This is a genomic window from Rhodococcus artemisiae, from assembly GCF_036327795.1.
Taxonomy (GTDB): Bacteria; Actinomycetota; Actinomycetes; order Mycobacteriales; family Mycobacteriaceae; genus Rhodococcus; species Rhodococcus artemisiae.
Map to the genome: position 1 here is coordinate 44946 of NZ_JAUTXY010000020.1, position 20223 is coordinate 65168.

The window sequence follows — 20223 nt, forward strand, 5'->3', positions numbered from 1 at the left end:
CCTTGAAGATATTAAAGTGATATCACATTATCGGCCGACGCACGAGCGTGAACCCGACGTTCCGGACACCGGCCCGCCTCCCCTGCACAGTTGCCGCACACGTCCCCGCGCCACGGGGCATCATTGAATTCACGAGAGCCGACCGGGAGGGGTTCGATGACGGTGGAGGACACCGCGGCCGATACGAAGGCCGTCGACGTCGTCGTGATCGGCGCCGGACAGGCCGGGCTGTCGTCCGCGTACTACCTGCGTCGATTCGGTGTCCGCCCCGAAACGGGCTTCGTCGTCCTGGACCGCTCCTACGGACCCGGCGGAGCGTGGCAGCACCGATGGCCGTCGCTGACGTTGAGCACCGTCAACGGCGTCCACGATCTACCCGGATCGTCGTTCGAGGACATCGTCGGTTCCGACTCCGGCCTCGTCCCCGCGTCCACGGCGGTACCGGAGTACTACGCGGACTACGAGGAGCGGTTCGAGCTGCCGGTCCACCGCCCGGTCCGGGTGACGGTGGTCTGCGATCGCGGCGACCGCCTGCGCATCGAAACCGACTCCGGGATCTACACCGCCCGGGGCATCATCAACGCCACCGGAACCTGGGAACATCCCTTCGTCCCGTGGTACCCCGGAGCCACCCGCTTCCGCGGGCGTCAGCTCCACACCAAGGACTATCGCTCCGCCGACGAATTCGTCGGCAAACACGTCCTGGTCGTCGGCGGGGGCATCTCGGCAGTGCAGCTACTCGACGAGATCTCCCGCGTCACGATAACCACCTGGACCACCCGTCGCGAACCCGCTTGGCGCACCGAGGAATTCAGTCCAGAGATCGGCCGGGCCGCGGTGGCGCTGGTCGAGGACCGCGTGCGACGAGGCATGCCGCCCGGCTCCGTCGTCTCCGTCACCGGACTACCCGTGACCCCGGCGATCCGGGCCGCCCGCGAGCGCGGCGTCCTCGAGCGGCAGCCCATCTTCTCGGAGATCACCGAGACCGGCGTGCAATGGCCCGACGGGTCACAGCTCGACGTCGATGTCATCCTGTGGTGCACAGGATTTCGCAGTTCTCTCGACCACCTCGCGCCGCTGGACCTGCGCAACCCGGGCGGCGGGATCACGTTGACCGGACGACTCGCGACCCAGGTCGAGAATGATCCCCGAATCCACCTGGTCGGCTACGGTCCGTCGGCGTCCACCATCGGCGCCAACCGTGCAGGGCGCGCGGCAGCACGCGAACTCGTCGACCACCTGGAGGCGGAGGCTCACGCGACGTGACGGGGCGCAGTGGGTCGACGCTGCTGGTGGCGCTCGCCGCCACCGCGAGCCTCCTTGTGAGCGCACCCGCCGTCGTCGAGGTCGGAACACCTCCTCCCGCGCCCGTCGCGGCGCCCGCACCACCGCCCCCGTCTCCTCTGTCGTTCGAAGAGCTCGCCACCCGGACCGAGTCGGTGGTCGTCAACATCGACGCGCGCCGCGGGTGGAGCGGGGTCGCGGGCACGGGCATCGTCCTCACGCCCGACGGCGTGACGCTGACCAATCATCACGTGGTGAGCGGCGCCACCGAGATCACCGCCGTCAGTCCCGCCACCGGACTGATCTACGACGTCGCCGTCACCGGCTACGACCCCACTCGAGACATCGCGGTCCTGCAACTCGGCGCGGCACACGACCTGCCGGTCGCCACCCTCGCCGACACACCACCGGAAGTCGGATCCCTCGTCACCGCTTTCGGCAATGCCGACGGCGGCGGGGTGGTCGTCGCCGCACCGGGCACCGTGGTCGCCCACGACCGCAACGTGGTGGTGCGTGATTCGACCGACGGATCGCGCCACCGGCTCACCGGCATGCTCCAGACCGACGCGGCAATCCGGCCCGGCGATTCCGGTGGGCCACTCGTCGACGCATTCGGTGTGGTGGTCGGGGTCAACACCGCGGGTTCGGTCTACCGCGACCAGACGGAAACCATCGGGATCGACACCAGCAACGAGTCACCCGAGGCGTACGCAGTGCCGATCGGCGAAGCACTCGACGTGCTCGAGCAGGTGCGCAGCGGGGTCGGTTCCGACACCGTCCATGTCGGCCCCACCCCGCACCTCGGGGTGAGCGTCACCACCGCCCGCTCCGACGGCGGCGATCGGGGCGCCGAGGTGCTGTGGGTCTCGTACGGCTCCCCTGCCTACCGTTCCGGTCTCGAACCAGGCTTTGTGATAGTCGCTTTCGACGGCGTACCTGTCTCCTCCACCAACGATCTCGAGGAAGCACTTCGCCGGCATCGGCCCGGCGATCGGGTGCGTGTCGAATGGATCGACGAAGCGGGAGTTACGGGCTCCACCGACCTGACGCTCGAGTCGGGACCTGTCCGCTGACGCGGCGTTCACGCCGTAAATCGTTTGCCCGACGTCCAGAGGACCGAGGACACTTGACCTCCAGTCGACTCGAGGTCGGATGATTCCCCTCGACACATCGGCACACACGAGACAGCGGAGAAATCATCATGCGCAACGACGCCGTGAATCGCTCGGACCTGCCGCAGCCACGGTGGGCCCGCGGCCCCGTGCGTCCGCTCCGGTTCCCGCAGTACAGGGTGCTGGCGCTTGCGCTGTCGCTGGGCCTGATAGCCGCCGGCATGTGGTTGATTGCGCTGGTGTGGCTGGTCATCGAGATCGGCGGTGGGCCCGCACAACTGTCGCTGGTTGCCGTCGGCCCGGCGCTGGGGATCGTGCTCACCAGCCTCGCAGGCGGCGTGCTCGCCGACCGTGTGCCACAGCGCAAGATCCTGATCTCGGTGTTCGCCGTGAAGGCTGTCATGGTGGTCGTCGCCACGACGCTCGCGTGGACCGACCGCATCGAGTTCTGGCATCTTGCGCTCATCGGCCTCGCGGTGGGCATGGCGGACGGGTTCGAGTATCCGGCCTATTCAGCACTTCTCCCGTCCATCGTTCCCGCGGGTGACCTGCTGGCGGCCAACGGAATCGAAGGGATGATCCGTCCGGCATTCATGCAGGGGCTGGGCCCGGTGTTTGCCGGTGCGGCCATCGCGTCGTACTCCCCCACCGCGGCGCTCGCATTGGTGGCGATCCTCGAGGCGGTCACCGCAGCGTTCCTGTTCAGGTTGCGACCCACCCCGCTTCGGCGCGACCTGTCTGCGGATCTTGAGCTCCACCCGCTGCGTGCTGCCACCACCGATCTCGCCGACGGCTTCCGTTATATGGTGCGCACACCGTGGCTGCTCGCAACCCTCCTGTTCGGATCCACGATCACGTTCGTCCTGATGGGCCCGATAGAAGTATTGATCCCCTTCGCCATCAAGGAGATTCCCGGAGGAGGAGCCGGAGATCACGCACTGGTTCTGGCCGCGTTCGGGGTGGGCGGCGCGTTGGGTTCGCTGGCCATGGCCTCGTGGTCCCTCCCTCGCAGGTATCTGACGACGATGATGGTGATGTGGGGTCTCGGCGCCGTGCCGCTGGTGGCCGTGGGCATGACCGGATCGATCGCGGTCATGGTGGTGGCGGTGTTCATCGTGGGAGTGCTGTTCTCGGCGCCGACGGTGATCTGGGGGACCCTCCTTCAGCGGCGTGTGCCGGCGCACTTGCTGGGACGGGTCTCGAGCCTGGACTTCTTCGTCTCGCTCGTGTTCATGCCGCTCTCGATGGCAGTGGCCGGTCCGATCGCGCTCGCGGTCGGCCTGGTGCCGACATTCGTGCTCGCGGGAACGTTGCCCATCGTCGCCGCAGTGATCACGATCGTCGTGGCGCGGATGCGCCGCGACGAGATCGAGAATCCGCTGGATGTACCGGCGGACCCCACACTCCCCCACCGCTAGTGCCGGATTCGCGATGCCTGTTCACCCATTACGCAATTCCCGTCGGAGGAGTTTGCCGCTGGCATTCTTGGGCAACTCATCGAGGATCACCACCGAACGCGGATACTTGTACGCCGCCATCCGCTCCCGGCAATAGCCGATCAGCTCCTCGGAGCTCACGGCAGCATTCGGCACCAACGAGACGAACGCCTTGACCGTCTCACCGCGGTACTCGTCCGGCACCCCGACAACCGACGCTTCCCGCACCGCCGGATGCTGATAGAGCACATCCTCGACATCACGCGGCACCACCTTGTACCCACCGGCATTGATCAGATCCTTGATCCGATCCACCACGAACAGCCACCCCTCGTCGGTCACCTTGCCGAGATCACCCGTATACAGCCACCCATCACGGATTGCGTGCGCGGACTCCTCGGGCAGCCGCCAGTACCCGGGCACCACCATCGGACCGGCAACGACGATCTCACCGGGTTCGCCCGGGCCGAGATCCCGGCCGCTGACCGGATCGACGATCCGGACCTGCGCGCCGGGAACCGGAACTCCGACCGACAGCGCACCACTGTCCGGGTCGGTCGGCGGATCGATGTCGGGCGGTCCCAGGTGTGTCGGCGACGTCGTCTCGGTCATGCCGTAGGCACCACGCAAGGTCCACCCCGCGCGGGCACGGATCCGATCCACCAGCGCCTGGCCGACCGGCGCTCCCCCGGACGGGGTCTTCGTCAAGGACGAGACGTCGACGGCGTCGAGGGCAGGGTGCGTGGTCAAGGCGATGAACGCGGTGCCGGCGCCGATCATGAAGGTGCCTCGCCATCGCTCGATCGCCTGCAGGATCGCCTCGGCATCGAATCGGTGCAGCAGCACCAGCGGGGCGCCGCTGATGATGTGCACACCGAAGCCGGCGACGAGCCCGGTGATGTGGAAGACCGGTGCGAGACCGATGATGACATCACGCTCGGGCTGCAGATCCCACCACCGCGCGTACACGGTGGAGCTGTGCACCATCGCGCTGTGGCTGTTCATCGCACCTTTGGAACGTCCCGTGGTGCCGGAGGTGTACGTCAGCGCGGCGATATCGCGAGGTCGTGGGGTCGCGGGTTCGGGGCGGCGGTCGCGGTACCGGTGGGTGAGGGTGTGCCAGTCCAGCGTGTCCGCGAACGATGTGCGGGCCGGCACCTGGTGTGCGACGGCGGGCGGCACGGTCGCGTTCGGGGTCATGTCGAGGGGGTGGGTGGTGAGCACGGTCTGCAGTGCGGTTCCGTCGCGGATGCCGGCGACGACCGTCTGGTAGAGGCTGTCGAGGCAGATCAGTGTCGAGGCTCCGGAGTCGGTGAGGATGTGGCGCAGTTCCTCGGCTCGCAGCATCGGGTTGACGGCAACGGGGACGGCGCGCAGTTTCCATGCGGCCAGGAGCGAGACCAGCCACTGCGGGTCGTTCTGCAGGTAGAGGGCAACTCGATCGGTCGCGTCGAGTCCGTTGTCGTGCAGTGCGACGGCAAGTGCGTCTGCTGCTCGGTCGATGTCGGCGAATGTCAGTGTGGTGTCGAAGTAGTGCACCGCGGGGTCGTGGGGGCGGGTGTGTACGTGTTCGTTCCACGCGGCGAGCATCGACGAATGGGTCCCGGTCAGGTCGGGGGGTACGGATTCGGGGTAGTGCTTCGTCCATGGGGGCACAGCAACGTCCATTCGTTTCACCATTCCTCATCTCAACCGCACAATGCGCCTCATCTGCGCAGTTCTTGCTGGGGGTCTCGGAACGCCCGCGCAGCGCCCCGTTTCTGTCGGTTCACATCCCGCCGAAGCCGAACGATCGTTCTCATCTACTGCCATTCCGCACCTGATCATCCCTTGATCTGCGCGAATCCGCGCCTCCCTCTCGTATGTGTTGACAATCGATCGTTAGGCACGCGACGATCTTCATGATGTAGGTCACATTCGAGCCGGGGAGAATGGGTCGATGACGAAACACCGAGCGTGGCAGGACCAGCTGTCCAGGAAACAGATGCTCGGGATCCTGGCGGTGCTCGATCAGTGCGAGGAATCCGGGGGCGGGCACGCCTTCAAGGAAGGGCTGGTCGATGCGATATCCACCTATTTCGGGGTTCGCGACGTGACGTTCTTCCACGGGAGGACATTCCCGGACATCTTCGATGATCCGGCGCCTCTGCTGACCGGCGCTGCTTCACCGCTGCTGCCCACTTACCACGACCGATGGCGCGACAAGGACATCTTCGCGTTGCCGTTGTCCCGCCGAGTCTTGACCACATCCGGATTCGCGTCTCTCGATGAGTTGTCACACTTGCCGTCGCCGCAGCGGTCGTACGTGGTCGACTATCTCCGCCCCCACGATATGTACACCGCGTCCGCACTCCACCTCCCACTCGCCGATGGTGAGGCCCTGATCGGCATGTTCGGCACGGTCCGTCCGTGGGATGAGTCCGATCTGGTCGCGATGCGCGTTCTCGCACGGCAATTGCGTACGCGGACAGTGACAGTCGCGGCAGCCGAACAACCTGTGGATCCACTGAAGGGGCTCACGCCGCGCCAATTCGAAGTCGCAGAACTGGTCAGCGACGGACTGAGCAATTCCGAGATCGCAGAGAGGTTGTTCCTGTCCGAGTTGTCGGTCAAGAAGTACATCAGTCGGATCTTCGACACGACGGGCCATCGCAATCGGTCGGAACTGGCCATCGCGGTACTACGTCGCGGCCACCGATCGCAGGCACGACGCGGGCAGGGACCCCACCGGCTCGCACCCGAAGTGACATGAGATGCCCCGGATGCCGCGGCTCGATCGGGTTCGAGCGGTACTCACGACCGCACCGACCTCGGCGGCGTCAGACGGGGACAACCTTGCCCTTCAACTCGTCGAGAGCGTCGGAGTAGATTCCCTCGATCGCCGTAGCGAGGCCGGCCTCCACGTCGGCGGACTCGGCACCGAATTCGGCCGCCCAGCGCACTGTGCAGCCGCGGTCGCCGGTTTCGACCACCGAGACGGTCGAACGGTAGTGGCGCAACGGAAGTGGGCCGTCGATGTACTCGTAGGCGTAGGTCCGCTCACCGTCGTCGAACTCGACGATCCGTTCGCGTGCGGGTTCTCCGTCCGTGAACACCACGTGCCGTACGTCTCCCTCCATTCGAGACGATCTGATGGCCGGGATCCACGAGGCCACCTCACCGGTGCTGCCGATCCAATTCCACACCGTCTCAGCAGATACCGGGAAATCACGCTGTACTTCGATCCTCGCCATCGTCACGCCCGCCCGAGCTCTGCCTCGTACTTCTTGGTCATGTGCTCGACAGCCTTCACATGTTCGGCGGCCTGCCCCTCACGAACCGCCTGCGCGCGTTCGGCCGCATCGATCATCGGCTGCGCCTGCCCCTGGAAGTGTGGCATGACATCTTGAGCAAACAACTCGTACGAGCGACGTGTGGCCTGCGGGTTCGCCCAGTCGTGCCCTTGGAGCAGCAGCGTGCCGAATCCGCCGGATTGATCGATCAGACGCTGCACCTGCTCGCGTGCTTCCTCCGCGGTACCGATCACACCGATACCCGAGGTGTTGATGAAGTCGATCATCTCGTGCTTGTTCGTGCCGCGCACGTCCATCTGAGGGAAGGCGGCCACATGCTGGAGGTAGTTGAACCAGTATTCGATGCCGTGCTCGACGTCCCGGTATGCCTGTTCCTTGGTTTCTGCGAGGTGGAATGGGCCCACCAGGCGCCACGTCGATCGATCCACTTCGTCGCTTCGCCCGGACAGGGCCGCGAACTCCTCGAGCATTCCCCAATGATGTTGCAGGGCACTGAATCCGTCGGCTGTCAGAGTTGCGGCGATCGAAAGCAGGCCGATTCCGTACTTGCCCGCCAGCCGTGCACCGGTCGGAGATGCGATCGCCGCCACCACGACGTCGAACAGCGGCTCCGAGTACGGCGCCATCTGGATCTTCGCATCGAAGAGTTCGTGGGTCCGGGTCTTGGCCGTGACGGTCTCGCCTCGGAGCAACCGCATGATGATATCGGTGTTCTCCGCCAACAACTCCCGGGTGTCGATCTGCGACAGACCGAGCATGGCAGCATCTGTGGGCAACGAGCCCGGTCCCAGCCCGAACAGCACGCGACCCCGCGTCAAGTGGTCGAGCATGACCATTCGTTCGGCCGCCCACAACGGGTTGTGATATGACACCGAAGTGACTCCGGTGCCCAGCTTGATCCGGTTGGTGCGCTCGCCGGCAGCCGCGATCATGATCTCGGGTGAGGCATAGATTTCGGCGCCTGCAGAGTGGTGTTCGCCGAACCACGCCTCGTCGTATCCCAATTGCTCGAGATATTCCACCAGTTCCAGATCGCGCTGAAGCAGCAGCGTGGGATTCTGCCCCGGCTGGTGGATCGGGGCGAGGAAGGTGCCGAATTTCAACCTGCTCATGTGACGCTCCCTATGTCTCTGACGCGAGTAATTCGAAAGGAACGCTATGACCTGGAACACAGGGTGAGTAGTCCGCGAAAGTAGACATCCACCGACAGCAGATTTCCGGATCGGACCGCATCGCCACTCCTCACGACCGAGGGGATCCGCGATGGACGTCGGATGACCTCAGCACGGCGCAGTAGGCTTCCGATCGACATCACCGCCGGAACCGGGAGACACCGTGCCCCACCTGTTGCACCTCGATTCGTCCGCCGACCTGCAGAACTCGGTTTCTCGCGGTCTGACCGGTCTGTTCGCCGACACGTGGCGCGCACTCGGCGACGAGCACACAGTGCTCGTGCGGGATCTGCACCGCTCGCCGCTGCCCCACCTACCCGACGCCGGCCTGCATTACGCAGCGCGACTGCGCACCAGCACAGAGCGGCCGGATCCCGATGCCGAGGCATTGCAGGCGGAGTTGATCGCCGAGGTCACGAACGCGGACGCCCTCGTCGTCGGTGCACCGATGTACAACTGGTCGCTGCCGTCGACTCTCAAGGCCTGGATCGATTACATCCACGTGCTCGGCACCACCGTGCCGTTCGACACTCCGGATTCGCCGTTCGCCGGCAAACCGGTGGTGATCGTGTCGAGTCGCGGCAACACCTATGCGCCCGGCACACCTGGCGAAGGAACCGACTCGGTGATCCCGCCGCTCCAGCAGACACTGGGCACCTCGCTCGGCATGTCGGTGTCGGTCGTGACAGCGGAACTCACCCTTGCCGACAGAATTCCACCGTTGGCACCGCTCGCCGGGCAGGCCGCGGAGAGTCTCGCCGCCGCGCAGGACACGGTGCGTGCCCTCGCGACGGAGCTGGGTTCCTGACCGTCTACCCGAATCGGTGTGTGGTCTGGCCGTGTGGCTTCTTGGCGAAGACCAGCACCTTGCGAGGCGGGATCCGAAACACCCAGGCGAACTCGTCGGCGATACCGAAGCCTCCCTCTCCGACCTCGAAGCGCCACGCGTCGCCGTACTTGTCGAAGTACGCGGCGGCGATCGCGGTGAGTGCGTCGTGGTCGGTGACGCGGCGGGCTTCCCCTTCGAGCACCACGTCGGTGCCCGAATCCCAGTCGTTGCGTCCGGTGGTGACTGCGACGCGGGGGTCCCGCACCAGATTGAGGGCTTTCTGTTCGCCCGGGCCGACCGTCAGGTGGAAGGCACCGTCGTGCCAGACGCCCACGAGAGGCGCGACGTGTGGCCGACCGGTCGTATGTATGGTGCTCACCCAGTACAACGGCGCCGACGCGAACAGGGCCTCGGTCTCGGGCCACGACGTGGGTTCGGCGCCGGGTTCGCCGTAACGGGTGTCGATCGTGGTGGTCACTGCAGCTGTGGTCATGCCGATACCGACCCGCGGCGGACGGCGAACTCATCGCGACGGCGATAATCGGGGAGTGAGCGCAACCCTACGTATCAGCGACCTGTCGGCCTCCCGCGGCGAACGCACCCTGTTCGACGGGCTGGACCTGACGGTCGCGCCCGGCGACGTGATCGGCCTGGTGGGTGCCAACGGCGCCGGCAAGTCGACCCTGCTCACGACCCTCGCAGGTACGGGCAGCGCCGACGTCACCGGCACCGTCACCTCGAGCCCTCCCGATGCGACGATCGGGTACCTCGCGCAGGAACCCGAGCGCGTGCCCGGCGAAACGATCCTCGGTTTCCTGGGGCGCCGCACCGGCGTCGCCGAAGCCGAACACGCCATGAACACCGCGGCCGAAGCGCTGGGGGTCTCCGACGTCGACGACTACACCCCTGCGCTCGAACGGTGGCTTGCGCTCGGCGGTGCCGATCTGGCGGAACGAGCCGAGAAGGTCGTCGCTGATCTCGGCCTCGACGTGGGGCTCGATGCTCCGATGGAAGGGCTGTCGGGTGGGCAGGCTGCCCGTGCCGGCCTGGCAGCGCTGTTGCTGTCGCGGTACGACGTGCTGTTGCTCGACGAGCCGACGAACGATCTGGATCTGGCCGGGCTCGAACAGCTCGAACGGTTCGTCGCCGACACCCGCATCGCGCTGATGGTCATCAGTCACGATCGGGAGTTCCTGGCTCGGACGGTGACAGGAATCGTCGAACTCGATCCTGTACAGCAGCAGATCTCGGTGTACGACGGGGGTTACGAGGCGTATCTCGTCGAGCGCGATGTCGCGCGTCGACACGCCCGCGAGCAGTACGACGAGTACGCCGACACCAAGTCGGCGCTCGAGGATCGCGCGCAGATGCAACGCAATTGGCTCGAGCACGGCGTGCGCAACGCGCGCCGCAAGTCGAAGGACAACGACAAGGCCGGGCGGAAGGTCCGTGCCGAATCCACCGAGAAGCAGGCGGCAAAGGCGCGGCAGACCCAGCGGCGGATCGAGCGTCTCGAGGTGGTCGAGGAACCCCGCAAGGAATGGGAACTGCGCATGTCGATCGCTGCTGCACCGCGCAGCGGCACACTGGTCGCGTCGCTCGACGGTGTGGTCGTGACACGCGGCGGGTTCACCCTCGGCCCCGTCACCACGCAGGTCGAGTGGGGCGACCGCATCATCGTCACCGGTCCGAACGGCGCGGGCAAGACCACACTCCTCCGTCTCCTTCTCGGCTCACTCACACCGGATACGGGACGCGCAACACTCGGATCCGGCGTGCTCATCGGCGAGATCGACCAGGCACGAGGACTTTTCGAGGGCGATGAGCCGTTGGTGGAGGCGTTCGGACGCCAAATACCTGACTGGCCCGACGCGGATGTCCGGACGTTGCTCGCGAAGTTCGCCCTCAAGGGTCACCACGTCCTGCGACCCGCCGCATCGCTTTCGCCGGGTGAACGAACCCGTGCGGGGCTGGCGTTACTGCAGGCGCGCGGGGTGAATCTGCTGGTCCTCGACGAACCCACCAACCATCTCGACCTGCCCGCGATCGAACAGCTCGAGGAGGCGATCGAGAGTTTCGACGGAACGCTGCTGCTGGTGACGCACGACCGTCGCATGCTGGATACCACCCGCGCGACGCGCAGGTGGAGGCTTGACGGCGGAGAACTGAGCGAGGAGTTGCTGTAGATGGGCGGAAGTGTTCGGGTGGACAGCTGGACGTGGTCGGTGCGGTTGTTCAAGACCCGGTCGGCCGCGGCGAGTGCGTGCCGGGGCGGGCACGTCCGGGTCGACGGGGTGACCGCGAAACCGTCGACACCCGTGACGATCGGCACCGAGGTGCGGGTCCGTGTGCACGGATCGGAGAAGATCGTCGAGGTCGCGCAGCTCGTGAACAAGCGGGTGGGCGCAGCGATCGCGGCGACGGCGTACATCGATCACAGCCCTCCGCCGCCTCCGAAGGAAGTTCTGGCCTCGATCCCGCGCCGCGACCGCGGCGCGGGACGGCCGACCAAGAAGGAGCGGCGCGAGATGGATCGACTTCGCGGCTTCAACGAGGACTAGAAGCGTCCAACAGAGCGCCCTTGAGCAGCTTGCCGGTCGCAGTGCGCGGCAACGCCGCCGTGAACTCCACGCTACGCGGGCACTTGTATCGGGCGACGCGGGAACGACAGTACTCGATCAACTCGGAGGCGACGGCTTCGCCCGCGTCGACTCCGGGTGCCAATTGCACCACAGCCTTGACGGACTCGCCCATCTCGTCGTCGGCGACACCGATCACGGCGACGTCGAAGACCTTCGGATGCACCGTGAGCGCGGCCTCGATCTCCTCGGGATAGATGTTGACACCGCCGGAGATGATCGTGAATTTCTTCCGTCCCGTGAGGAACAAGAAGCCGTCGTCGTCCAGATAGCCGAGATCGCCGGTGGTGGACCAGCCAGGCCGACCGGGGTGGCGCGACTCGGCGGTCTTGTCTGGATCGTTGTAGTACTCGAATTCGCTGCCGGGTCGCTCGAAGTAGATCTGCCCGACCTCACCTGCGGGAAGTTCGGCCCCGTCGTCGCTACAGATGTGCACGACCGATCCCCCTGCGGCGCGGCCCACGCTACCCGGTTTGCGTAGCCACTGCTGCGGTGTGATGGTGGTGCTGCCAGGCGATTCGGTGGACGAGTAATACTCATAGATCACCTCGCCCCACCAGTCGATCATTGCGCGCTTCACCTCGACCGGACACGGAGCTGCGGCATGGAAGGCCGCTTGCATCGACGACATGTCATGCCTCGACCGGACTTCTGCGGGAAGCTTCATGAAACGAACGAAATGCGTGGGTACCCATTGACTGTGCGTCACCCGGTACCGCTCCAGGTATCCGAGGGTCGCCTCGGCATCGAATCTCGACGCCATGACGACGGTACCGCCGAGGGCGATAGCGGCGGCAGCGTAGCGCAGGGGTGCAGCGTGGTAGATCGGTGCGGGTGAGAAGTACACCGAGTTCTCCTCGAACCCGTACGAGCGCAGGGTACGAACAACGTGATTGCCGGAGTCTTCCCAGATCTGCGCACCTGTCAAGTATGGGCGGATTCCCTTGGGACGTCCCGTAGTTCCCGAGGAGTACAGCATGTCGGTTCCGCGCGGCTGATCGTCGGGCGGTGCAGTAGGCATCGTCGCGATGGCCGTGCGATAGTCCACATGTCCGGGCACGTCGCCGCCGAACGCAACTCGGATGCGCACCTTCGGGGTCGAATCAGCGATAGCCTCGGCCAGAGCGGCGAGCGGGGCCGAGACAACGAGGATGCTCGCGTCGCAGTCGTCGACGATGTACGCGGTCTCCGCAGGCGTCAGGTGCGTGTTGACGAACGTTACGTACAGTCCGGAACGGACTGCACCCCAATAGACTTCCAATGCCGTGGCATCGTTGACCGTCAGCACTGCGATGTGGTCTCCAGGCATAGCACCTTGCTCACGTAGCCAGTACGCGAACTGCACCGACCGATCCTCGAGATCTCGATAGGTCAGTATTCGCCCGGTGGCAGCTTCGACTACAGCCGGTCGGTGCGGGGCCTCGGCAGCGTACTTGCCTGGATACATCCGATTGCTCCTCTGATTCCACGCGACCAGGGGCGCTGGATCCTCGGTCGGTCGCTATCGGTCGTCGGTCATGACGGCGTGCCCGGTGCCACTGTGAAGAACGACTTCCGGCAGTGACCTCACCGCCGGGCCCCTGCCCCCGGCCCTCTTGATGAACGATCGTCAGCGTATGAGAGCCGGTCGCTTCCGGGAAGGTAGATGGCCATAGATATTCCCTAAGCGACCATGTGGATTTGTCACAGGGTCGTCGATGAGGAATCGAAAAACGCCAGCGGTTGCGCGACTTCCGCGCGAACGATCGACCCGATCCCGAACGGCACCTCACCACGCACGGACGCCCGCACACTGATCTCCGACTCGCGATGATGCACGGTCACGATCGACTCGGGTCCGGAGAACTGGACCTCACCCACCTGGAATTGCCCATCCGGCGCGGACGCCAACCTCACCTGCTCCGGCCTGATCAGGATCTCTCCACGACCGTGGCCCTCTCCGAGCACCGCAACCTTTCCGAACACGGTCTCTGCATGTGACCCGGTGCGCGCCGCGGCAACGAACTGGGCTTCACCGACGAACGCAGCGACCTCGCGTGTGACCGGTGCGCGGTACACATGCTCGGGTTCTCCGATCTGCGCGCACCGCCCCGCCAGGAGAACCGCAACCCGGTCGGCGGATCCCATCGCCTCCGCCTGATCGTGGGTGACCAGGATCGAGGCGACCTTCTGCTCCCGCAGCATCGCCCGCACCTCCGAGCGGATATTCGCCCGCAAGCCTGCGTCGAGTGCGGCGAACGGTTCGTCCATCAGCAGCACCGTCGGCCTCGGCGCGAGGGCACGTGCGAGCGCGACACGCTGCTGCTGCCCACCGGACAGCTCCCGCGGCCTCGCATCGATCGCATGTGCGAGCCCCACCAGGTCGAGCAACTCCGCCACCCGGGCACGCCGGACCTTGCGGTCAGCGAACACCGAACGCAGCGACGGACGCACCAAACCGAAACCGACGTTCCGTCCTACACTCAGGTGCGGGAACAGGCCACCCTCCTGCGGCATCAACCCGATCCTCCGATGCTCGGGTGGAAGGTACACGCGGGGTGGTTGATCGATCAGCTGTTCCCCCAGCATGATCGAGCCGGTATCGATCCGGTGCAGTCCTGCGATCGAACGCAGGAGGGTGGTCTTGCCACACCCGGACGGACCGAGCACCGCGAGCATCTCACCCCGGTCGACGTGGAACGAGATACCGTCGAGGACTCGGGTGCTGCCGTACGCCGCACCGACCCTTTCCACCGACAACGACTTCATATCCCACCTCCTGCTACGGTCCGCCCGTCGACCGAGCGTCCCCTGAGCACTCTGCCGAGCACAAACGTCGGAAGCGCCGACACCAGGATCAGAGCGAGCGCGTACGGTGCCGCCTCACCATATTTGAACACCTGGGCGGTCGACCACAGCTCGGTCGCCAACGTGTCCACGCCCCGCGGACGGAGCATCAGAGTCGCCGGCAGTTCCTTTGCCACGGTCAGGAACACCAGCGCCGCTCCGGCAGTGATTGCAGGCAGAGCGATGGGGATCGTCACCCGCACATCGGTCCGCACCCGCCCGGACCCGAGCACACGTGAGACATCCTCGAGCACCAGCGGAGAAGCATCGATCGCCGACCGCGTACTCCCCACCGCGAGAGGAAGGAACAACACGACGTAGGCCAGGATCAACAGGGTGGTTGTCTGATAGATCGAAGGCAGGAAACGTATCCCCAGGAAGACGACGGCAAGACCGACGGTGATGCCTGGAAGTCCGTGCGCCACATACGTCGAGATCTCGGCCGCCCGCGCCGCGGAGGACGACGATCGTGCCGCGAACAGCGCAATCGGGAACGCCAGCACGGTCACGACAACGGCCGCCGTCGCCGACAGTTCCACCGTCTTGACCGTGGTGGCGACCACGTCGGACCAGTCGATGGTGAATCGAACCGAACGTGCGAGCCAGCGCATCAGCCCCGCGAGCGGCACCAGCACCGACATCGTCAGGACACCGACTGCACACAGCAATGCGGGAACCTTCCACCGCCCCAGCCGAACCCGCTCTGCGCGACGTGGCGACCCCGAACCGACCCGGGCGGTCGCGCCGCGCCGCACCCACCGTTCGAGCAACGTGCACACCAGCGCCAGCACCACGAGAACCAACCCCAGGATGGCGGCGGCGGTGCGGTCGAACCCGCCCCGGTACGCGTTGTAGATCCCGAGGGTGAACGCTTCGTATCTCATCAGGGCCACAGCCCCGAAGTCGCTGAGTGTGTAGAGCGCGGCGAGCAGTGCCCCTGCAGCAGCAACCGGAGCGACACGTCGCAACTCCACGGTCAGCACCGTCCACATCTCGCTGCGCCCCAGCGTGCGCGCCACCTCGGACATCCCGGGATCGGCGGATGCCAGAGCTGCAGACACCGGGAGCATGACCAGGGGGAAGGACGACGCGGTGAGGACCAGCGCAGCTCCGGCAAATCCCGCCAGGGAAGGAAACTGGGATATCCATGTGTATCCCGCCACGTACGAGGGAATGGCAAGTGGAATCGTGAGGCACACTCCGAAGAACCGGCGCAACGGTAGGTCGGTGCGCGTCGTCAACCACGCAAGACCCACCCCGAGCACCACACAGGAAACCGCCACGACGACAGTGAGCGCGATACTGCGCAACATCAGGTCGAGGGTTCGCTGCCGGAACAGCAACCCCCACGCCTTCTCTGTGCCGCCGTCGAATGCCCGGATCACCAAATAGCACAGTGGCGCCAGGGCCAGTAGAGCGACAGCCGACGCGGCCGCCCCCAGTACGGGGCGGCCACGCGGAGATCCGATCAAGCTAGATCATCCCCACCTCGGTGAGAAGAGCCTGGGTCTGCTCCAGTGACGACAGCTGGCCCAGATCCATGTCCGACGCCCCCAGCTCGTCCAGCGGCGGCAGGTCGTACTCGGAGACCACCCCGGCGATCACCGGATACTCGGCCGTCTCGTTCGCGAAGTATGTCTGTGCGTCCACGGACAGCAGCGCTCGCAGGAAGTCCTCGGCCGCCGCCGTGTTGTCGGAGGTCGCGACGATGCCGGCGCCCGCGACGTTCACCAGCGCACCGGGATCGCCCGGCGCGAAGTAGTGCAATTGCACCGGCGCATCGTCGCCATGCTCGTCGACGAATGGGTACCAGTAGTAGTGGTTGGTCAGCCCCACAGTGACCTGCCCGTCGTTGACCGCGACCATCAGCGGGCCGTTACCTTCGAACGCAACCGGGTCGTTGGCGAGGAATGCGTCCAGCCACTGCCGCGCGGCGTCTTCGCCTCGTTGCACGCGCAGCGCAGTCACGAACGCCTGGAACGATGCGTTGGTCGGCGCATAGCCGATCTGTCCGCTCCAGCGCGGGTCGAGCAGTCCGTCGATACCGTCCGGAAGCTCCTCCGCCGCAACCAGATCCGAGTTGTACGCCAGCACACGGGCACGAGCGGACGTGGCCACCCAGGTACCGTCGGCGCCGCGATACTGCTCGGGAACGAGGGCGAGGATGTCGTCAGGGAGCGGCGCCAGCGTCCCGGCCGCGTCGAGCGCACCCAAGGCGCCGGCATCCTGGCCGATGAACACATCTGCGGGAGATGCGGTGCCTTCTTCGAGGATCTTCGCTGCCTGCGCGTTGGTATTACCGGAGTAGTCGACTTCGATTGTGGCGTCGACTTCTTCGCCGAGCTGCTCGATCAATGGATCGATGAGGTCTTCGTCGCGCCCCGAGTAGACGACGAGCGTCGACGCGGATGCCTGGTCGGTGTCGGTGGTGGGTTCGTCCGTGCTGTCGGAGGAGCTGCACGCGACCAACCCCACGGCCAGCGCGGCGCTGCAGGACAGCACGCTCATTCTGCGAATAAGGGACATCTGCGCTCCAGTAGTCCGAGTGATCCGGAAAGGGATATTCGGAACAAATGTAACGCACTTTGCATAGGCTTGCCTGCATACTTGCCTGGCTGCCCCCTCGACGAGCGGCGCTCGATGCGACCCTCAGTCTTGGGCCGCCGGACCAATTCGATACTCCTGTTGACAAATCGTTGTGTTTTCACAACACTTTGTTCCATGAGTCCGGTACGTCGTGGGGAAACACTCCCCATCTTCAACCGCATCCGCGTCCTGCGCGCGGAGCGTGGCATGAGTCGCGCACAGCTCGCCGAGCTCATCGAGGTGAACCCGCAGACCGTGGGCGCACTCGAACGCGGCAACCACTACCCGAGTCTCGACCTCGCTTTTCGCATCTGCGACGTGTTCTCACTCCCGGTGGAGGCCGTCTTCTCTCGCACCGAGTTCACTCCATTGTCGACCGAGCTCTACAAGCCCCGGAAGGAGGCCTGACATGCCCCCGCAGTCCCTGCTCGATCGCTACGAGGCCCGCCGCACCCGACGGTTCCTCAAGAACGAGGAACTGACTGCCCATTGGCTACCCGGCTGGCGCACGCAACATCGTCGCCGAATCCTCGCGGCCATCGTCACCACCTTGATGGCCACCATGTTCGTCATCGCGATCGTGTCGTTCTTCAACATGATCGTCGCACTCGCGTGGCTCGTCGTCTGCCTGGCGTTCCTACCCACGTGGACGTGCCTGCAGATCGTGTCCGGACGCCAGTCCGACGCCCCTCGCCACGCCCTCGACGAACGTGAGATCGCCGAACGCAACAGCGCGCGATCGATCGGACTTTCCGTCGCTCAGATACTGGTGTTGATCCCGTGCTTCGCGCTTGTCTTCGGAGCAACGATCGACTCGATCGACCATCAGTCCCTCGCTTACTCGGCAGGTTTGTTCACGATCGCGTCGATATTGTTCAGCGGGTGCCTGCCCGCCATCCTGCTCGCCTGGAACCGCCCCGACGACGACCCGGAGGACCAGCCATGACCCTGACCATCGACAATCTCACGAAACGCTACGGCAGCACAGTCGCTCTCGACGGGGCGACCTTCGACGTCCGTCCGGGCGAGTTGTTCGGTTTCGTCGGCAGCAACGGCGCCGGCAAGACCACCACGATGCGCATCATCCTCGGCGTCCTCGCCGCAGATTCCGGCGAGGTTCGACTGGACGGCGAGAACATCGATCTCGACGTGCGCCGCACCATCGGCTACATGCCCGAAGAGCGCGGCTTGTATCCCAAGATGAAGGTCGGTAAACAGCTCTCTTATCTCGCTCAGCTCCATGGCCTTTCGAAGTCGGAGGCATCGGACGCGGTGCAGCGTTGGACCGAGCGACTGGGAATCGCCGAACGCGTCGGCGACGCGGTCGATTCTCTCTCCCTCGGAAATCAGCAACGAGTCCAGCTCGCCGCCGCGCTCGTCCACGACCCGAAGGTTCTCGTCCTCGACGAGCCGTTCTCCGGCCTCGACCCCGTCGCCGTGGATGTCATGAGTGAGGTTCTGGTCGAGAAGGCGAACGAGGGTGTACCCGTGATCTTCTCGAGCCACCAGCTCGATCTCGTGCAACGTCTGTGCCATCGTGTGGGTATCATTTCCAAGGGGCGGATGCGCGCCGTGGGAACCGTCGATGAACTGCGTTCCGGCGGAGAATCCCGGCTCGTGGTGCACGCCCCCCAAGCTCCGACCGGATGGGCCAACGGGCTCCCGGGTGTCACGACCGTCGAGCACACCGGCGAGCGAACCGTCCTGTCGGTCCTGCCCGGTGTCGACGACCAGCAAATCCTGAAGACCGCGCTGGAAACCGGTCCCGTTCATGAGTTCTCACTGCACCAGCCGTCCCTGACCGACCTGTTCCGAGAGGTTGTTTCCGCATGAGCGCCCCCCTGACCGCACCACGGGCCATCGCGCTCGTAGCCGGCCGTGAATTCCAGACCCAGGTCCAGAAGAAGAGTTTTCTGATCAGCAACGGGATCATCCTCGTCGCGATCGTCGTCGGCATCGTCGCGATGTCGATCTTCGGCGGCGGCGACGAGGACCGTCCCACCGTCGGCGTCGTCGGAGGGACGAGCCTGAGCGCCACCCTCGGCGCCCTCGGCGAGGCAACAGGAAGCCCCCTGGACATCTCCGAACTCCCCGACGCGGAAGCCGGCCGCGCGCAGGTCACCGAAGGTGAGCTGGATGTCGCTCTGGTGCCCGGCGATGCGGGGAGCATCACCGCACTCACCGAATCCGACATCGACACGACGCTGAAATCTCTGATCGACGCGGCAGTCGCGCAGGAGGCGCAGTCTGCTGCGCTGACCGGCCGGGGCGTCGATCCGGCCGACATCGCCGCCGCGACAGCCGAGGCCACTGTCACCGTCGAAGCCATCGACCCGCCGGACCCCGAGCAGGGCGAACGCATGATCCTGGCGATCGTCGCCGTCATCCTGCTCTACATGCAGATCCTGATGTTCGGCATGTACGTCGCGATGGGCGTCGTCGAGGAGAAGTCGTCGCGCGTGGTCGAGCTGCTGCTGTCGACGCTGCGCCCGCTGCAGCTGCTGTGGGGCAAGATCTTCGGCATCGGAGCTGTCGGCCTGCTCCAGCTCACGGCCTACGGAGCCGTCGGCGTCGGCGCCGCCTTGGCCACCGACACCCTCACCATCACCGGTACCGCGATCAGCGTGTTCGCCAGCACGCTCGGCTGGTTCGTCCTCGGATTCGCGTTCTTCGCGGTGCTCTACGCTGCGGCCGGATCGATGGTGTCGCGTCAGGAAGACGTCAACGCCACCTCCGGTCCCTTGATGTTCATCATTCTCGCGATGTTCTTCGCGGCGTTCTCGTCGATCGACAACCCAGAGGCCACGTGGAGCACGGTGCTCAGCTGGATCCCGCCGTTCTCCGCGGTCCTCATGCCGCTGCGGATCGCAGCGGGTGTCGCGTCGCCGTTCCAGATCGTGGGGACGATCGTGCTGATGATTGTCGTCACCGCTGCCCTCGCCGTGGTGGCCGCGAAGATCTACCAGCGCTCGATCCTGCGTATCGGTCGCACAGTCACGTGGAAGGAAGCGCTGGGTCGCTGACGAGGGCCGGACGGGGCGACGAG

General features: G+C 65.5%; 19 protein-coding genes. 11 read left to right on the forward strand and 8 right to left on the reverse strand.

What is annotated here, in order from left to right:
- Positions 1-156: 156 nt before the first annotated feature.
- The 3 genes from Q7514_RS29440 (at position 157) to Q7514_RS29450 (ending at position 3814) form a co-directional block, all read left to right on the forward strand.
- Positions 157-1266 (forward strand): NAD(P)-binding domain-containing protein, encoded by a 1110-nt coding sequence (locus tag Q7514_RS29440; RefSeq protein ID WP_330136796.1) that lies wholly within the window; start codon positions 157-159, stop codon positions 1264-1266.
- A complete protein-coding gene (locus Q7514_RS29445; RefSeq protein ID WP_330136797.1) occupies positions 1263-2357 on the forward strand; it encodes a S1C family serine protease in 1095 nt (364 codons plus the stop codon). Before Q7514_RS29440 ends, Q7514_RS29445 begins: the two co-directional genes overlap by 4 nt.
- Positions 2358-2485: 128 nt before the next feature.
- Positions 2486-3814, forward strand: a complete 1329-nt coding sequence (locus tag Q7514_RS29450; protein ID WP_330136798.1) for an MFS transporter — start codon at positions 2486-2488, stop codon at positions 3812-3814.
- Between the two features lie 21 nt (positions 3815-3835).
- On the opposite strand, the gene Q7514_RS29455 is transcribed toward Q7514_RS29450, so the two are convergent.
- A complete protein-coding gene (locus tag Q7514_RS29455) occupies positions 3836-5500 on the reverse strand; it encodes a class I adenylate-forming enzyme family protein (RefSeq protein ID WP_330136799.1) in 1665 nt (554 codons plus the stop codon).
- A 271-nt stretch (positions 5501-5771) separates the two neighbouring features.
- Between Q7514_RS29455 and Q7514_RS29460 the strand changes: the two genes are divergently transcribed.
- On the forward strand, positions 5772-6584 hold the full coding sequence (locus Q7514_RS29460; protein WP_330136800.1) for a helix-turn-helix transcriptional regulator: 813 nt from the start codon (positions 5772-5774) through the stop codon (positions 6582-6584).
- 67 nt (positions 6585-6651) lie between these two features.
- Here Q7514_RS29460 and Q7514_RS29465 read toward each other — a convergent pair whose 3' ends face one another.
- Together Q7514_RS29465 and Q7514_RS29470 are read right to left on the reverse strand one after the other, a co-directional pair.
- On the reverse strand, positions 6652-7065 hold the full coding sequence (locus Q7514_RS29465; RefSeq protein WP_330136801.1) for an SRPBCC family protein: 414 nt from the start codon (positions 7063-7065) through the stop codon (positions 6652-6654).
- A 2-nt stretch (positions 7066-7067) separates the two neighbouring features.
- Positions 7068-8237, reverse strand: a complete 1170-nt coding sequence (locus Q7514_RS29470; RefSeq protein ID WP_054713107.1) for an LLM class flavin-dependent oxidoreductase — start codon at positions 8235-8237, stop codon at positions 7068-7070.
- Between the two features lie 223 nt (positions 8238-8460).
- Between Q7514_RS29470 and Q7514_RS29475 the strand changes: the two genes are divergently transcribed.
- Positions 8461-9105, forward strand: a complete 645-nt coding sequence (locus Q7514_RS29475) for an FMN-dependent NADH-azoreductase (RefSeq protein ID WP_330136802.1) — start codon at positions 8461-8463, stop codon at positions 9103-9105.
- A 4-nt stretch (positions 9106-9109) separates the two neighbouring features.
- Here the strand turns inward: Q7514_RS29475 and Q7514_RS29480 are convergent, their stop codons facing one another.
- Complete coding sequence (locus Q7514_RS29480; protein ID WP_330136803.1) at positions 9110-9619, reverse strand: pyridoxamine 5'-phosphate oxidase family protein; 510 nt, start codon at positions 9617-9619, stop codon at positions 9110-9112.
- A gap of 55 nt (positions 9620-9674) precedes the next feature.
- Between Q7514_RS29480 and Q7514_RS29485 the strand changes: the two genes are divergently transcribed.
- The gene (locus Q7514_RS29485; RefSeq protein WP_330136804.1) at positions 9675-11312 is read left to right on the forward strand and encodes an ABC-F family ATP-binding cassette domain-containing protein; all 1638 of its coding nucleotides are present in this window, start codon (positions 9675-9677) and stop codon (positions 11310-11312) included.
- Positions 11313-11687 carry an RNA-binding S4 domain-containing protein gene (locus Q7514_RS29490; protein ID WP_054713109.1) on the forward strand — a complete coding sequence of 125 codons (375 nt, stop codon included), beginning with the start codon at positions 11313-11315 and terminating at the stop codon, positions 11685-11687.
- Here Q7514_RS29490 and Q7514_RS29495 read toward each other — a convergent pair.
- The 4 genes from Q7514_RS29495 to Q7514_RS29510 form a co-directional block, all read right to left on the reverse strand.
- Entirely contained in the window at positions 11674-13212 is a 1539-nt protein-coding gene (locus tag Q7514_RS29495; RefSeq protein ID WP_330136805.1) for an acyl-CoA synthetase, read from the reverse strand. The two genes, Q7514_RS29490 and Q7514_RS29495, sit on opposite strands and share 14 nt — an antisense overlap.
- Positions 13213-13448: 236 nt before the next feature.
- Positions 13449-14513, reverse strand: coding sequence for an ABC transporter ATP-binding protein (locus tag Q7514_RS29500; protein ID WP_330136806.1), 1065 nt, complete (start codon positions 14511-14513; stop codon positions 13449-13451).
- The gene (locus Q7514_RS29505; protein WP_330136807.1) at positions 14510-16063 is read right to left on the reverse strand and encodes an ABC transporter permease; all 1554 of its coding nucleotides are present in this window, start codon (positions 16061-16063) and stop codon (positions 14510-14512) included. Before Q7514_RS29505 ends, Q7514_RS29500 begins: the two co-directional genes overlap by 4 nt.
- 1 nt (position 16064) lies before the next feature.
- A complete protein-coding gene (locus tag Q7514_RS29510; RefSeq protein ID WP_330136808.1) occupies positions 16065-17117 on the reverse strand; it encodes an iron ABC transporter substrate-binding protein in 1053 nt (350 codons plus the stop codon).
- A 195-nt stretch (positions 17118-17312) separates the two neighbouring features.
- Here Q7514_RS29510 and Q7514_RS29515 point away from each other — a divergent pair, with 195 nt between their 5' ends.
- Genes Q7514_RS29515 through Q7514_RS29530 form a run of 4 tightly spaced genes read left to right on the forward strand, consistent with a single transcriptional unit; the run spans position 17313 to position 20200 of the window.
- Positions 17313-17585, forward strand: coding sequence for a helix-turn-helix transcriptional regulator (locus tag Q7514_RS29515; protein ID WP_054713112.1), 273 nt, complete (start codon positions 17313-17315; stop codon positions 17583-17585).
- A gap of 1 nt (position 17586) precedes the next feature.
- The gene (locus Q7514_RS29520; RefSeq protein ID WP_330136809.1) at positions 17587-18123 is read left to right on the forward strand and encodes a hypothetical protein; all 537 of its coding nucleotides are present in this window, start codon (positions 17587-17589) and stop codon (positions 18121-18123) included.
- Entirely contained in the window at positions 18120-19010 is an 891-nt protein-coding gene (locus tag Q7514_RS29525; RefSeq protein ID WP_330136810.1) for an ABC transporter ATP-binding protein, read from the forward strand. The genes Q7514_RS29520 and Q7514_RS29525 overlap by 4 nt, the downstream gene beginning before the upstream one ends.
- Entirely contained in the window at positions 19007-20200 is a 1194-nt protein-coding gene (locus Q7514_RS29530) for an ABC transporter permease (RefSeq protein ID WP_330136811.1), read from the forward strand. Before Q7514_RS29525 ends, Q7514_RS29530 begins: the two co-directional genes overlap by 4 nt.
- Positions 20201-20223: the final 23 nt, after the last annotated feature.